Annotated in this window: 8 protein-coding genes; 5 read left to right on the top strand and 3 right to left on the bottom strand. The window is 68.8% G+C overall.

What is annotated here, in order from left to right; genetic code table 11:
- Positions 1-37 precede the first annotated feature (37 nt).
- The 5 genes from OHA81_RS27255 to OHA81_RS27235 all read left to right on the top strand — a co-directional run bounded on the left by OHA81_RS27255 (position 38) and on the right by OHA81_RS27235 (position 6,031).
- Positions 38-853, top strand: a complete 816-nt coding sequence (locus OHA81_RS27255) for an SDR family NAD(P)-dependent oxidoreductase (protein ID WP_329200154.1) — start codon at positions 38-40, stop codon at positions 851-853.
- On the top strand, positions 850-2,652 hold the full coding sequence (locus OHA81_RS27250) for an ABC transporter ATP-binding protein (RefSeq protein ID WP_329200152.1): 1,803 nt from the start codon (positions 850-852) through the stop codon (positions 2,650-2,652). The genes OHA81_RS27255 and OHA81_RS27250 overlap by 4 nt, the downstream gene beginning before the upstream one ends.
- 36 nt (positions 2,653-2,688) lie before the next feature.
- Positions 2,689-3,657: a short-chain dehydrogenase/reductase gene (locus OHA81_RS27245; RefSeq protein ID WP_329200150.1), complete on the top strand. Its 969-nt coding sequence runs from the start codon at positions 2,689-2,691 to the stop codon at positions 3,655-3,657.
- A 555-nt stretch (positions 3,658-4,212) separates the two neighbouring features.
- A complete protein-coding gene (locus tag OHA81_RS27240) occupies positions 4,213-4,572 on the top strand; it encodes a hypothetical protein (RefSeq protein WP_329200148.1) in 360 nt (119 codons plus the stop codon).
- 304 nt (positions 4,573-4,876) lie between these two features.
- The gene (locus tag OHA81_RS27235) at positions 4,877-6,031 is read left to right on the top strand and encodes an SDR family oxidoreductase (RefSeq protein WP_329200146.1); all 1,155 of its coding nucleotides are present in this window, start codon (positions 4,877-4,879) and stop codon (positions 6,029-6,031) included.
- Between the two features lie 732 nt (positions 6,032-6,763).
- Here OHA81_RS27235 and OHA81_RS27230 read toward each other — a convergent pair.
- The 3 genes from OHA81_RS27230 to OHA81_RS27220 all read right to left on the bottom strand — a co-directional run bounded on the left by OHA81_RS27230 (position 6,764) and on the right by OHA81_RS27220 (position 15,984).
- Positions 6,764-7,087 (bottom strand): ABC transporter transmembrane domain-containing protein, encoded by a 324-nt coding sequence (locus OHA81_RS27230; protein ID WP_329202568.1) that lies wholly within the window; start codon positions 7,085-7,087, stop codon positions 6,764-6,766.
- A gap of 229 nt (positions 7,088-7,316) precedes the next feature.
- Complete coding sequence (locus OHA81_RS27225; protein ID WP_329200144.1) at positions 7,317-8,420, bottom strand: ferritin-like domain-containing protein; 1,104 nt, start codon at positions 8,418-8,420, stop codon at positions 7,317-7,319.
- Positions 8,421-8,607: 187 nt separating this feature from the next.
- Positions 8,608-15,984, bottom strand: coding sequence for an SDR family NAD(P)-dependent oxidoreductase (locus OHA81_RS27220; protein WP_329200142.1), 7,377 nt, complete (start codon positions 15,982-15,984; stop codon positions 8,608-8,610).

The following is a 15,984-nucleotide window of genomic DNA, read 5'->3' as shown; positions in this document are numbered from 1 at the left end:
GCCGAAGCTCACCCTCCCTCCGAAGAGAAGAAGCGTCATGCCCACAGCGGTGATCACCGGTGCCACTTCGGGCCTCGGACTGGCCTTCGCCGCACACCTGGCCCGGGACGGTTACGACCTGACCCTGGTCGCCCGCATTGAGCGCGACCTGGAGAGCACCGCTGACCGGTTGCGACACTCCGGCCACCGGATCACCACCATGGCCGCCGACCTGGCCACCTCACCCGGCAGCCGCCGCCTCACCGGCCGTCCGGCCCGGAGCGTCCCGGACCTGCTGGTCGACAACGCCGGCATCGCCCTCGCCGCGCCCTCCACCGGCGACCCCGGCGCGGAAGACGGTCGCCTGCAGCTGAACATCGGTTGTGTGCTGCGCACGACCCAGACCGTCCTGCCCGCCATGATGCGCCGCGGCTCGGGTACCGTGATCAACGTCGCGTCCGTCGCCGCACACGGACCGACCTGGCTGGCCGGCACCTACCCCGCCGGCAAGTCCCGGGTGCTCGCCTTCACCGAGTCCATCGCCCGCTCCGCGCCGGTCAGAAGCAGCGGCGTCCGCGTCGTGGCTCTGCTGTCCGGCTACATGCGCACGGCATTCCACGGGCGGGCGGGGCTGGAGGTCGGCCACCTGCCTTCGTGGATGTGGCTGAACAGCGAGCAGGTGGTCACCGCCACCATGCGCGACCTCGCCACAGGGCGCCCGGTCAGCCCCCCCGGCCGCCGCTACAGGGCCTGCGCCTGGGGCTTGCGTCACCTGCCCCGGACCCTGACCGCCGCATTCAGCCGGGACCTCGGCCGCAGCCAGCCGATCCTCCCCCAGGCCGGTGTCCCCCACCGTGCGGACACCGGGACATGACCGTCCTGACGGCTCACGCCGGACGCACCAAAAGGCCCCTCCCCCCACCCGGCGCGGCCGCCGTACCGCGCATCAGCCCCCGTCTCCTACCCGGCAACCGGACGCTGCTCGCTCTGGCCGCCGTCCTCTCCCTGGCCTCGGCCGCTGCCGGGCTGGCCGTGCCGTGGCTGGCCATGGACGTGACGGACGCCCTCACCCGGCACCAACCGATCACCCGTCCTGCCGTGAGCATGAGCGCCGCCGTCCTGGGAGCGGCCGGACTTCAGGCCCTATACGGATGGCTGCTGGCCGGAGTCGGCGAGCGGGCCGTGCTGCGCCTGCGCCGCCAGGCCATGGACCACCTTCTGCGACTCCCGCTGCGTACCGTCCGCGGCGAAGGCGCCGGAAGTCTCACCGCCAGGGTCACCTCGGACGCCGTGCTGCTGCGCGTACTCATCGAAACTGGTCTCGTCCACCTACCGGTGGCGCTGATCGCCACCGCGGCCACGCTCACCGCCATGGCCGTCCTCGACCCGGTACTCACCCTGATCGCCGCCGGCGCCTACGGCCTGGCCTGCGCCTGCATCGCCCTGATGACGGCTCGCATGAAACGCCTCGCCGGCGCCCAGCAGCGCGCCCTCGGACAACTCGCCCAAGCTCTCACGGCCCACCTCACCGCGCTCATCACCGTGAAGGCCTGCCGCTATGAGGCCGTGGCGTCACGGAAGCTCGGACACGCGGCGGCCGACGTACGCGCCGCATGCCTGCCCGCCTCCCGTCTCCAATGTCTCACCGGCCCGGTCGTGAGCCTGGGCCAGCAGGTCGCGGTCCTGGCCGTCGCCCTGGCCGCAGGGCAGCGGATCACGCACGGCGAACTGTCTCTCGCCTCCTTCAGCGGCTTCTTCCTCTACCTGCTGCACCTCACCTCCCCCATCGCCGTCACTGCCATCGGCATCGGCCACCTGCAGGCGGGGCTGGCCGCGCGTGGCCGCTTCCTTCGCCTCTTCGCCCTGACGGCGGAAGCAGACCGCACGGCACCACCCACGCCACAACTCCCACTCCCCGTAGCGGAAGCCGTAGTCTTCCACGACGTCACCTTCCGCCATTGCGAGGGCCCCCCGGTCTTGGACCGTGCGAGCTTCCACATCCCCGCGACCGGCCTGACCGCCCTCGTCGGCTGCTCAGGTGCGGGAAAATCCACGGTGCTGACTTTGATCAATCGTCTGATCCAGCTCGACGAAGGCGAGATCCGTGTCCTGGGAAGTCCCGTCGACAGCTGGCCGCTCAACGAGCTTCGCCGGCGCACCACCTACGTCGACCAACAAGCCACCCTGGTGGAAGGCACCGTCCGCGAGAATCTCCAACTCGGCGTGACGAGGCCGGTCAGCGACGAAGAACTACTGGACGCACTGGAGACGGTCGGCCTGCGCCAAGCCGTCCTGTGTCTCCCACAGGCCCTCGACACCACCCTCGGCCGCGACCAGGACCTTTCCGGCGGCCAACGCCAACGCCTGGCCGTGGCCCGGACCCTTCTCACCGACAGCGAGATCGTCCTGCTCGACGAGCCGAACTCCCAACTGGACGGCAGCAGCGAACGCCGCATCACCCGAGCCATCGGTGACCTGGCAGCCACCCGTTGCGTCATCGTCGCAAGCCACCGGCTGTCCACCGTCCACAACGCCCGGCACGTCATCCTGATCGGAGAGGACGGAACAGTTATCACCGGCAGCCACGAAGACCTCCTCGCCACCAACGGCCACTACAGAGAACTCGTCGCCGCCGAATGCGCAAGAGACCCCTCCGACCACCACCCGTTCTGACCGCTACCGGTCGCTTCAACTATGAGGACACGGTCCATGGCCAAGTACTCCCTGTCGAACAAGACCGTGCTCATCACCGGTGCCGCCGGCGGTATCGGCGCGGCCGGCGCACGAGCACTGCACGCTCGTGGAGCCAACCTGGTTCTTGTCGGCCGCAACGCCTCCTCGGTCGCAGACCTTGCACGTGAGTTGGGAGAGGAACGAGTGCTCTCCCTGGGTGTGGACGTCACCGATCGGTCGGCCTTGCAGAACGCTGTGGCTTGCACCGTCGAGCGGTTCGGCGCGCTCGACGTCGTCTTCGCCAACGCGGGGGTCGCACCCGACCTTCCCGCCACCATCGCCACCGTCGATCCTGAGCTGTTCGAGCGCATCATCGCGGTGAACCTGCTGGGTGTGTGGCGCACGGTGCGAGCGGCTCTGCCGCAGATCATCGCGAATCGCGGCCACATCCTGGTCACCTCGTCCATCTACGCTTACGTCAACGGCGCCGTTAACGCCCCCTACGCGGCGTCCAAGGCCGCAATCGAGCAGTTCACGCGTGCTCTGCGCGTGGAACTGGCCATGCATGGGGCCACCGCGGGTGTCCTCTATCCGGGGTGGGTGGAGTCCGCGATGAGCAGGCCTGCCTTCGGGGGCGACGCTCTCACGACCAGGATGCGCGAGGTCGCCTTTCCTCGCCCCCTCGCTGTCGCGATCAGTCCTGAAGCAGTGGCACGCCGGGTGGCCCGGGGAATCGAGCGACGTGCGGCAAGCATCACCGTTCCTCACCGCTGGCACCCGGTCGGGATCCTGCGCGGCATTGTCAATCCCGTCTCGGACCGGCTCCTGACCCGGCACACCAGGCTCCAGCCGCTTCTGCGGGCGCTTGAAAACAGCGCACGCGACGGAGCTGCAGGAGACCGCGCCGGCGCTGCCGCAGGTCATGAACTGTGCGGCGCACAGAGGGAGCTTGATGCCCGGAAACCGTTGGCGGGTCTTGAGCGCGAGTATCGAGGTGGCCGATGATGCGGCCCACGGCCGCCTGGGACACGCCGAGCACTCCGGCGATCACTCGAAGCATTCAAGGAATCACTGTACGTTTGGTCACTCCGAAAACGGGTGCATGCCGCTGGCTTGGCCGACGGTTGTGCGTCAGCGGGAGCATCACACGCCAGTGGATTGCGCTTGCGTCGGCCTTGTGCGCGCGTCTGGCGCGGGAAGTCGATGAAGTGGCACTGCGCAGGGGACATCACCCTGGCCGGTGAACGCGACCGACTGTTCACCACCAATGTCCAGGGGCACCGCACACATGCTGGAGTTCACTGACGCAACGGCCTCCAACTGCCGCCTCATTCACGTCACCACGATGGTTGTGGCCGGCGGATCTGGCGGCGAGCACATCATGGAAGACGACTAGTCCGGCAGTGTGCGCGGAGCCGACAGCGTTGCGCTGTCGTCCTACGCCCTAGCGTGGTTGCCGAGCGCCGGGGCCACCCTCTGTCGGCGTTCGGGCAGATGGTGGAAACGGTCGCTCGCGGCGGTGCACCCGGGATCCCGGCTCAGCGCCCGCGGGGAACGCGGGTGAGGCTGCGGCTACAGGCATCGCCGCAGGCGACGTTCAGTATCCTGCCGGACTCTTACGCCACAGAGGCCCTGGTCCGCATCGGATGCGACGCGCCACTTGGTGAGCAGGGCGTTCAGACGATTCACGTGGTGCATCCCCAGCCGACGCACATGAGCCGGCTCGTCGGCGTGGTCGAGGACCACTTTCTGGGATTGCGGATCGAGTGCGTCGATGAGGTTCCCGATCCGACCGACACCGAACGGTTCATCGCCGCACATCTGGAAAAGAGCCCCAGGTCAGAGCTGGTGTGCCGGGGGGAGTCCAACGGTGTAGCGCTGGCACCGAAGTTTTTCCTCAGCTGCTCTGGGATGGCGTAGTACATGACGCGTCCGCGGGTGAGGGAGGCGACCGCCGTATACGGGCCTTCACCGACCCGAGCCACCTCATGCGCCGACTCCGATACGGCCTCCGCCAGGTCCAATGCCGCAGCAACATCATCGTCGGATGCCTCACCGGAACAGGACTCAGACCGACGACACCACGACTACAAACTCAGCTACGCAACGTGACCCACTGACGGAACCACCGATCGATGCACCCGGGTGACCGATGGACTCAGAGATCGTTAGCGGACCGGAGGTGTGCCCGCGTCACTTCACCGGGCAGGGCGTCCGCACCCCCGTGTCCAGCTTGAAGGTATTCGATATGTTGACGGCATTGACCGGAGCAACCGGTTTCCTGGGCTCCTATCTTCTGCGTGAACTCTTGGCCACCGGAGGCGAGGTGGTGGCCTTGGTCCGTGGCTCCCTGGCAACCGCCGCGAGGCGAGTCCGTCACGCGGTCGAAGCCACCGGGTCGCCCCTGCCCGAGGACTTCGATCAGCGGGTCCACTTGCTGCGGTACGACCTGCACGACCACGCACTCGGCTTGGACCGCGCCGCCTACACCGCTCTGGCCGAGTCAATCGACGCGGTCTGGCACTGCGCCGGTTCCATCGCTCTGACCGGACCGTGGGACCAGCTGTACCGCACGAACGTGGACGGCACGAGGCACGTGCTGGAACTGGCCAGAGCCGCCGGCCCCACAACCAGGGTGATGCACACCAGCACCGCCTACGTCGCCGGCGCCCGACTGCACGGTCTGGTCCGAGAAGACGAACTCGATGACACGGCAGGGTTTCAGACGCCCTATGAGAAGTCGAAGTTCCTGGCCGAACAGGTGGTACACGACTGGGCTCGAAGGCATCAGCACCCTGTCACCATTCTCCGCCCCAGCGTGCTGGTCACCGACCGTCCCGTGCCTCCTGGTGCCCCACGGCACCCGCTGGCGGAGATCGCGGCGAAGATGTCCCTGCTCCACCAGGAAGAGAACATCCGCGCCTTGATCGAACTGACCGGCCGCGACACTCTCCACCTGAGAATCCAAGGGGACCCCGAGGCGCTGCACAATGTCGTCCAGGTCGAGCACGCGGCCGCGGCCATGGTGCGGATCAGCGGCCGAGCACCTGATCGTCTGGTGAACACCTGCCACATCGTGCACCCGCGCAACACCCCTGTACGGATGATCACGGACGCCATGCATGTCTGCTGTTCCCGGCTGAAGGTCGACATCGTGCGGGAGGCTGTGACGGAAGGGGAGGCCGAACGGGCCGCCATCGATGTGGGTGCCGGCATCAGTTCGTACGCGACCTTGCGCCGTGAGTACGACCGCACTCAGTACCTCGCTGCGGTCGGTCGGCTCCCCGATCCTCCCCCTGTCGACGAGGACTACTTGCTGTCGGCTCTCGCTATCCCCGCCTCAGTCGACGTCGCTGCCGATCGGATGCGAAGCCTGTGAGTCCGCATCGTCCGGGACGGGAGCCGTGATGACAACGGAATTCTGAGCGTGGCGGAGTGTCGAGAGGCGGTGGGTGGCCACGACCACCACCCGCGTCGCAGCGAGACGCTGGAGGGCACACATCACGCGCTGCTCTCCGGCATCGTCCAGCTGGGACGTCGGTTCGTCCAGACGTCCTGTCCCAGAATCCGGACGTGTCCGTGATCGGCCTGCACAAACCGCGGAGGTGCCCGATCCCCAACACGACAACAGTGACCGGTGAAGTGAGGTACAGCAGAAGAAGGAAGAACGCGTTGGAGGCGGCCGACGACAGGTCACCGGCGATGACTCCCTGGGTCGCGACCACGGCGACGGCCATCATGGCCACTTGCTGTCCCAGCCCCACCAAAGGCCCCATCAGTGACCGAAGGTGGGCCGCGGTGACCGACACGGCGCCCAGGTGGCCCGCGGTCCGTCCGAGTCGTGCGGCCGCCATGGCCTCGTGTCGGTGAGCCTTGACCCGCGTAAGCGCGGTCATGTATCCGAACGATTGCTGCCCGAAGTCCGCGAGTGCGGCCTGCCGGGCGTCGGCCGCACGCCTGGTTCGCGCGATCACGCTGATCAGGGGACTCCGACGACGCCGAAGGAGCCCACGGTGAGCAAGGTCAGGGCAGGATTCAGGCAGCCCGTTGCCGTGAGGGTGGCGACCGTCCCGAGCGCAGCCACCTGGATGTGGACCAACGCGGCCTCGGCTCATGCGTGCACGCGCGCGGCGCCGGACGTCACTCGGGTGGTGAGGTCACCGGCTCCCTGTGCCTGCGCGGCAGAGAGCTGCAGACGCAGTACATGGTCGATGACGCGACGTCGTAACCGGAGCAGCAGGGCCTCGCCGGCCCGGGCGAGCAGCCACCCGCTTCCCGCCTGGGTACCCGCCGCGCCCAGGGCCAAGGAGCTGAGCCGCATCACTGGGCCTGCGATCGGCTCTCTGCGGGCGAGGGCGATAGTCACGTCCCACACCGCCCACGGCAGGGCCAGTGCCGATCCTGTCGAGCACACGGCCAAGAGGGCGGCGATCACCAGCAAGGCACGGCTTCCGCGCGACAGGCAGGACAGGCGCAGATGTACCCGTGCCGCGGGTGCGGCACCGAGCCGAGGCACCGGGGCGCCGGTTGCCGTCGGGGCCCCCGTGAGACGTGCGGCGGCTCAGGTCGGGAGCGTTCCGAGCCCGCCGCCCTGCGCGGTCGCCGACTCGGTCGAGTGCGCGATACCCCTGCTCACCCGGTGGGCGTCGGCGCGTCTCGGGGCATTACGGTTCCCGCCCAAGGGTCATCATCTCTGTGACCTCCTGAGCGCGGGCCTGTTCCTCGGCGGCGAACCGCTCGGCGTCCAGCCGCTCGGCAACCTCCTCGTCCTGCCTCATCAGCCGGTCGAGGACGGCGTTCTGAGGGTCCCCGTCGCACAGGTCGGTGAAGGTGTCCTGAACCTCGGGGCTCCACAGGCCGATGTCCTTGACGCACGGCATGATGCGGGAGAACAGCGTGCGTCGGAACAGTCTCAGGTAACTGCTCTCCTCGATAATTCTGGCGGCTTTCGCAGCAGGAACACCGAAGTTCTCCAGCACCTCAGTACCGCGTAGTCGGTCGTGCATCAAGTGGCACCCCTCGATGACGAACTCCTCCCGGTCGGCCAGTTCACTCGCACTCAACTGCCGGTAGTGGTCACGCAGTGCCATCCTGCCGAAGGCCACGTGACGAGCCTCGTCCTGCATGACATACGCCAGCAGCTGACGCGGCAGGGGCTTGTTGGTGGTGTCCCGCAGCAACCCGAAGGCGGCCAGGGCCAGTCCCTCGATCAGCACCTGCATGCCGAGGTACGGCATGTCCCAGCGGGAGTCCGTGAGGGTGTTGTTCAGCAGGACGCGCAAACTGTCGTTGATCGGGTAGTGCATGGCGAGCTTCTCGGACAAGAAGCGGGAGAAGATCTCCACGTGTCGGGCCTCGTCCATGGTCTGCGTCGCGGCGTAGAACTTCGCGTCCAAGTCAGGGGCGCTCTGCACGATGCGGGACGAGCAGATCATGGCGCCCTGTTCCCCGTGCAGGAACTGGCTGAACTGCCATGCGGCGTAGTGCATCCGCAGTTCGCTGCGATCAGCCGTACTGAGCCGGTCCCAGTAGGAGGTGCCATGCAGTGGCAGCACCTCGTCCGGTGTCCCCAGCGGGTCGGCGGGGTCTACTGCGTGGTCCCAGTCGATCCGGCGCATGGCGTCCCACTGCCGGTCCTTGCCGCGCTGGTACAGCGCAAGCATCTGCTCACGGCCGCCGCCGTACTCCCACGTGAAGCTGGCGGCTCCACCGGCGGGCACGGCCCACCGGCCGGCCTCTGCTCCTGACCGGGGCGGTGGTGCCGACATGATCGTCCTCCTGGTGTTGGTGTGAGCGGCTGGTCCCGGTTTCCGGTGGTGTGGGACGTCACCGAAGTGCCCTCTGCCGGCTGTGGGCCGTCCGGGGGGTAGTGGCCACGACGCTGATTCCCGCACCGGGAGCGAGTGCCGTCAGGCAACCGCTCCCCGTGTCCGTCCGGCGTACGGCGCCCGCTGGTCATCCGCAACGGCCGACGACGAGCAGGCGGATGCGGCGCGCCAGGTCCTCCAGACTGCTCGCCGCGAGGAACTCGAGGGCCGGCACCTCACATCCGATGCTCCGGTTGACCTTCACGGAAAGCTCAACAACCATCAGTGAGTCGAGCCCGAGTTGGTCGAGTGCGCAGGCTCGGTCGATACGTTCGGGATCGGTCTGCACCACCTCGGCGACAAGTCCGGCCAGTTCGTCGCAGATCACGGACGTCGCGGCTTCCTCCGGCAGACCGGCGAGACGGGAGCGCAGCTCTTCCGACCGGCTGGTGCCCTTGTGACCACCGTGCTCCCGCCAGGTCGAGAACAGGGGTCGGTTCAGTCCGGGAAGAAGCTGTGCCACCCTTCCCCAGTCCACCCGGCCGAACACACCGACCTCACGTCCGCCGGCCAGTGCGCTCTCGACCGCCCGCCAGATCTCGTGTGGCGTCACTGAGCCGAGGCCCATCTGGTGCAGGGTCTGCTCGATGCCGGTGCGCACGACGAATCCGGTTTCGCCGACGCCGCCCAGTGCCATCGCAGTGCCGGGCCTCCCGTGGCTTCGGCGGCGCCGGACCAATGCCTCCAGGTACATGTTGGCGGCCACGTACGAGCTCTGCCGGAGATTACCTGCGAGAGCGGTCAGCGATGAGCAGACCAGGAAGAAGTCCAGTTCCCGGTCCCAGGTGAGCTCGGACAGTACGGCGGCACCGCGCACCTTGGGGTGCAGCACTGTCTCGATGCGGTCGGCCGTCAGCTCTGCCAGGGGGGCGTCGTCCAGCACCATGGCTGCGTGCAGGACGCCACGCACCGGATGTCCGGCTGCGTCGGCGTCGGCCAAGACCCTACGCATGGCCAGGCGGTCCCCGGCATCGGCGGCGACGACGGTGACCTGCACCCCCATGTCGGCCAGCCGCGCCAGCAGCGCCGGTGCCTCGGGCGAGGCGGACCCTCGACGACCGACGAGGACCAGGTGACGCGCGCCGTGCTGCGCCATCAGCTCCGCCAGGGCCGCTCCCAGTCCGCCGAGCCCGCCAGTGATCAGATAGCTGCCTGTCGGCGCCAGAGCCACCGGCGCAACGGGCTGCTCGACCGGCACCGGATCGCCCAGCTCGACGACGACCTTGCCCATGTGCTTGGAGTGGCGCAGGGAACGGAAAGCGTCGGTGATCCTGCCCGCCGAGTACACCTGGTGTGGAAGGGGCCGGTAGCGGCCGTCGGTGACACGGCGGCAGAGTTGGGCGAACTCCTCGGCCGCGACGTCGGGCATGTGCACTGGCAGGGTCGCCACGTCAACACCGAAGTAGGCGATGTTCCGCCGGAACGGGCCGAGAAGCAGCGGCGTGTTGGCGTAGAAGTCCCTCTTGCCCAGTTCCACGAAGCGTCCGCCGGGCCGCAGGCACTCCAGCCCACGGGAGATGGCTTCGCCGCTCAGGGAGTTCAGCACCACATCGACGCCCTGGCCGCCGGTCAGCTCCTTGACATCCTCGGCGAACCGCAGGTCACGGGAGTTGAGTACGTGCTTCACCCCGAGCATGTGCAGCAGGGCACGTTTGGCCGGTGTGCCCACGGTGGCCACGACAGCGGCACCCGCCAGCCGTGCGTACTGCAGGGCCGCCAGGCCGACGCCGCCCGCCGCCCCGTGGATCAGCACCCGCTCTCCGGAACGGAGCCTGGCCTGCCGTCCCAGGCTGTACTGGGCGGTGAGGAAGACTGCGGGCAAGGTGGCGGCTTCGGCGAAGGTCATCCCAGCGGGTACGTGCCCGAGTTGCTCGGCTCGGACAGTTGCGTGCGAAGAGAACCAGCCGATTCCTGAGCCGAAGACCCGGTCGCCCGGCTGGAATCCGCTGACGCCTGCTCCGACCGCCACCACCTCGCCCGCGCCTTCCAGCCCGAGAGCGGGGCCTGCGCTGTTCGCCACCGGCTGGTCGTCCGGGATCAGGCCGGTGGCCAGCATGACGTCCCGGTAGTTGAGGGCGGCGGCACGCACCGAGACCAGGACCTCCCCCGCCGCTGGCGCGCTGGCCTCCTGCGGCTCCCACACCAGCTGGTACGACATGCCGGGGTCGCGCAGGCTGAGCCGGTACCCCTCGGACTGACGACGCGACGGCGGTGCGGCCGCAGTCAGCCGGGGGACGAAGCGCCCTCCCTCGGTGAGCACGATCTCCCGTTCATCGCCGGGCTGCCGGAGCTCCTCGATCAGCCGGTCGACATCCCGCCCGGCCGCGGGCGATCCTTCCAGGGAAATGAGGCGGACCTCGATGTGCGGGTGTTCACTGGCGATCGTCCGGCCGAGCGCCCAGATGGCCGCCGCCTCGGGCGACTGGGGTCGCTCGGGCGCCGGGAAGACCCCGGTCGGCGGCAGGACGAGCCACAGGGCGACATGACGGCCGTCGAACCGACCGACCAGGTCACGCATGCGCTCGACGGTGTGGGTGATGGAGGTGACCGGATCAGCATGCGCAGCGGGTGAGCCGATCAGTGCCACGATTCCCACCTCGGTACCGGGTTCGGGGGGCAGCACGTCCTCCAGGCCCCGTCCGTCGAGCGGGAGCAGCGGCGCGACGAGCGTCCCGGCCAGCGATGCGGCCAGCCCGCCCGTCACGTCGGCGGCCACCATCCAGGTTCCGGTCGGAGCGGGCCGGTCAGCGGGCCGTCCCACCGTGGCCGCCGGAGCGCGCCGGGCGAGGATCACCGAGTCACTCGGGCGTTCCGGGTCCGGCGCTTCACCAGTGCATGCCACGGCGTCGAATCCGTTCGCCGTGAGCAGCGTCTTCCACTGTGCCCGGGGCAGCAGTGGTGATTGCGGCCGCAGATCGGTGTCCGTGTGGTTCCCGTAGCCGTCCAGCATGCCGAAGAAGCTGGAGACCCACAGGTGGTGGTCGTGGCTTTCCAGAGCCAGCAGCATGCCTCCGTCCGCCAGGAGTTCCGACAGCCGTGCGACAGAGGTGGTCAGGTCTTTCGCTGTGTGCAGCGCGTTTCCGGCGACCACCACGTCGTAGTGGCCGGGGTGGTAGCCCTGCTCTGTCAGGTCTTGGTCCAGGTCGAGGGTCCGGTACTCGATGAAGTCATATCCCGCGAACCGCTGCTTGGCCCCGGCCAGGAACGCGGCGGATCGGTCGGTGAACGTGTACCGAGTGCGTTCGGGAGGCAGTACGGGCAGCAGCGCCCCGGTCAGGCCACCGGTCCCCGCCCCCACTTCCACGATCCGCAACGGCCGGTCGTTGGCCCAGTGCCTGGTGGTCGCCGCCAGCAGTTCCGCCGCGTAATCGTTCTGTAGCCGCAGGTGAGCGGCGTTGCTGTGGAGCTGTGGGATCAGGTGCTGGTCGGCCTCACCGAAGAGAAGCTCTCGGGGGTCGGCCTCGCCGCTCAGGAGCTCGGGCAGTTGCATGCCGCAGCGCAGTCCGGGGAGTGTCAGGGTCAGGGCCTCGGGCCGATCGGCGATCAGCGCGCGGACCTGCTCCAGTGGGTCCGGGGCGGCGGCCGGGTCCGTCAGCCGCAACCGGCCAGTACCGGGGAGTGCCTCGGCCAGCCCTGTGTCGCACATCAATGCGGCAAGGTGCCGCAGATGGGCACCGTGCTTGGGCCGCTGGGCAGCCGCGCACAGCTCGTCGATGTCGAATTCGGTTTGCCCCGGCATCAAGGCTTCGACGGCCCGCCTGGCGAATCCGGCCACGATGGCCACGGTGCGGGCGGACACCTCGTCGTAGTGATCAACGCTCCGGCTGCGCAACCGGTCACGGGCCGGCCCGGTCTCGGCCATCAGGTCGGCAGGAGCGGGCAGCCGGACGGGAGCCGCCGCACCGCACGGAGCTGCCCGCAGGACCAGTTCCTGGAGTGTCGCGGGTTCGGCCGCCTGGTGATCGAACCGTCGCAGTCGGCAGCCGTCCAGCTCCACGGTGACCCGGCCGTCCAGGTCCGTCACCCGCACGTCCCAGATCGCTTCCCGGGAGTTGGCCCGGACCAGCCGCACGTGCAGGTATCCCTCGGCAGCCGGAGCGTGCCATCGCCGCACCGCCGCCAGCTGGACGGGCAGGAAGAGCCCGTCACCGGCCACCTCGGCCAGCAGCGGGGCGCCTGCCTGCAGTGCTCCGTCCGTGACCACGGGATGGGCGAGATAGCCGTTCAAGGGTTGTTCGGTACGGTAGGAGGCCAGCAACTCGGCCTCTCCCAGCCGGAACTCGGTGAGCACTTGGAAGGCCGGACCGTGCGTGATGCCGTTGTCGGCCAGCGCCTTGTAGTGCATGTCGGCGGGCCAGGGAGCCGCTTGGAGGCGGTTCCGTAGCTCGTCCAGGTCCGTTGCCGGGGGCGCGGGACGCATCAGTCGCCGGACCCTGCCCTGTGCGTGGGGCTGCCAAGGGGAGTCGTCCGCCCGACGGCTGGCGATGCTCACCGTTCCGGTCTGCGGATCGACACCGGTCTGCAGCATCAGGTCGTCCGTACTGTCGTCACCGGGGAGGACACAGGCGCTGGTGACGGACAGCTCGGTGACTTCCAGGGTGGATGTGTCGAGGAAGTGCTGACCGGCCGCGAGGGCGGCTTCCAGGAACGCGGTCGCGGGCAGCACGGTGGTCCGTCCCACACGGTGTTCGGGTAGCCACGGGACGCGCACGCTGCTCAGCACACCATGCCAGGCGGGTTGGGCGGTGAGTGCCCGCTGTCCGAGGAGCGGATGGACCGTCACACCGTCACTGCTCAAGCGGGACCAGCAGCTAGGGTCGGCTCCCCACAGCCGTTCCCGCTGCCAGGGGTAGCTGGGCAGGTCGACCGGTGGGGTGGGGTGAGGGAAGTGCCTCTGACCGTCGGTGGCCGCCCCGGCGGCCAGCACGTGAGCGACCGCGGTGTTCATGGCGGCCGGTCCGTCGGCCTGCCGGGCACCCGTACTGACCACCTCGACCGGCGACCGGTCACCGTGGACCAGACGGCGCAGGTAGGGACGGAGAACGGAGTGGGGCCCGATCTCGACGAAGACGTCGAGCTCTTCCGCTGTCAGGGCTTCGACGGCCGAGGCGAACTGCACGGGCTCGCGAACGTTGCGCCACCAGTAGTCGGCGTCCAAGGGCCTGTCGTCCAACACGCCACCGGTCACCGTGGAGGCGAACGTGAGCTGCGGCCGGCTCGGTTCCAGACCCTGCAGCCCGTGCAGCAGGACGTCCTTGACAGGGTCCATGGCCCTGCTGTGGAAGGCGTAATCGAGGTCGAGTTCACGCGCGAAGATGCCCCGCTCCCCCAGCACGTCAGAAAGCTTGGCCACGTCCTCGGCCGGTCCGGCGACCGTGGTGTCGGTGCGACTGTTGACTCCCGCTAGTTCCAGACGGTGCCCGAGAGCGGCGATCTCGGCGGTCAGTTCCTCCTCGGACAGCCCTACGGCAGCCATCCGGCCGGTGCCGACCGCCACTTCCTGCGCCAGGCTGCGTGCGGCCACCACCCGGGCAGCGGTCCTCAGATCGAGCGCTCCCGCCGTGTAGGCCGCAGCGATCTCCCCGACGCTGTGCCCGACCACTGCTTCCGGGCGTACTCCGTGGGAGCGGAGCAGTTCCACGACGGCGAGTTGGTAGGCGAACAGCAGCGGCTGCGCCACTGCGGTGGACTTGAGCCGCTCCGGGTCACCCGCGTTCATCGCCTCTTCGACGGACCAGCCGATCAGCGGCTCCAGGACCCGGTCCACGGACTCGACCGTCCGGCGGAAGACGGGCTCGGTGCGCAGCAGTTCGGCCCCCATGCCGGACCACTGAGATCCGTTGCCGGAGAAGACGAACGCCACTCGGCCCTGGGTGACCTTCCGGGCGGTCGCCGAGCCTGGCACGGAACGATCCCCACGCGCTGCCGCGAGCAGAGCCCTCGCCGCTTCCTGCGCGGTTGCGGCCATCACCACGGTGCGGTGGTCGTGCCGTGCGCGGCGGCGTGACGTGGTGTGCGCGATGCCGTAGAAGGTGCTCGCATCGGCGTCCTCCAGCCTCTCGGCGAGCCGTTCGCATGCCTCGGCGAGCGCGGCGGAGCCACGGGCGGAGACCGTGACGGGCACGGGACCCGCCGGCGGCGGCGGCTTGTGGCTCTCCGGGGCGCGTCCCAGCAGGACGTGGGCGTTGGCGCCGCCGAAACCGAACGAGTTCACTCCGACCACCGCGTCAGCGGTCACCTCGACGGTCTGCGACCGGACGGTGGGACTGAGGTTCAGTTGCCGAAAGTCGATGCGGGGATTCAGGGGTTCGGCGTGGAGGCTGGGTGGCACCGCACGGTGCCGCAGGACCAGGATGGCCTTGAGGAGGCCGGGAAGGCCGGACGCCGCTTCCATGTGCCCCAGGTTGGTTTTCACCGAACCCAACGGCAGCGGACCGACCGTACGCCGGACGGCAAGCGCCCGGCCGATGGCATCGCACTCGATCGGATCACCGATGGGCGTTCCCGTTCCGTGGGCCTCCAGGTAGACCAGACGGTCCGGATGCACCGACGCGGCGTCGTAGGCCCGGCGCAGCAGTGATTCCTGAGCTCGTGCGCTGGGCAAGGCGAGACCCTGGGTATGGCCGTCGTTGTTGGCCCCGCTACCCAGGATCACGGCATGGACCCGGTCACCGTCTGCCAGCGCGTCCTCAAGTCGCTTCAGCAGCAGCAGGCCACCACCCTCAGCTCGGACATAGCCGTCGGCGTCTGCCGAGAAGGCCCGGCAGCGGCCGGTGGGTGACAGCATGGAGGCGTTGGAGAACCCGGCGAACACCCCCGGGTCCAGCAGCACGTTGACCCCGCCGGCCAGGGCCAGCGCTGCCCGGCCGGCACACAGATGCTCGTAGGCGCGGTGCACGGCGGTCAGAGCGGAGGAGCAGGCGGTATCGAGGGCGAAACTCTCACCGTGCCAGTCCAGCAGGTGGGAGATGCGATTGGCGGTGTTGGCGAGCGCGGTCCCGGTCATCGAGTAGACGTCGCCCGCCGACGCTTTGGCCTTGGCCAACCGTCCGAAGTCGTGGCTGGAACAACCTACGAAGACAGCGCCGTCCGCCCCGGCGTAGTGTTCGGGATCGACGCCCGCATCGTCGAGTGCCTCGACCGCTAGCTCCAGCAGCATGCGCTGCTGCGGATCCATGGTGAGGACCTCACGGCGCGAGATGCCGCGGAAGAACTCGCAATCGAAGCCATGGATGTCCGGAAGGAAGCCGCCCGCGAACGTGTAGCTCCGCCCAGGACGGCGTCGTCCGCCGTCCAGGAAGTCCGCCGTGTCGAAGCGCTGCGCCGGTGCTTCGCTGACCAGGTCCTCGCTCTTCGTCAGTGCCGTCCACAAAGCGTCCAGATCGCTGATCCCGCCCGGCAGTCGACACGATGTGCCGATTACGGCGACGGATTGAGACGTTGGCAAGATGTTCTCCCAGGTCAC

The organism is Streptomyces sp. NBC_00667 (assembly GCF_036226825.1).
Taxonomy (GTDB): domain Bacteria; phylum Actinomycetota; class Actinomycetes; order Streptomycetales; family Streptomycetaceae; genus Streptomyces.
This window is presented reverse-complemented; position numbering and strand designations above follow the sequence as displayed.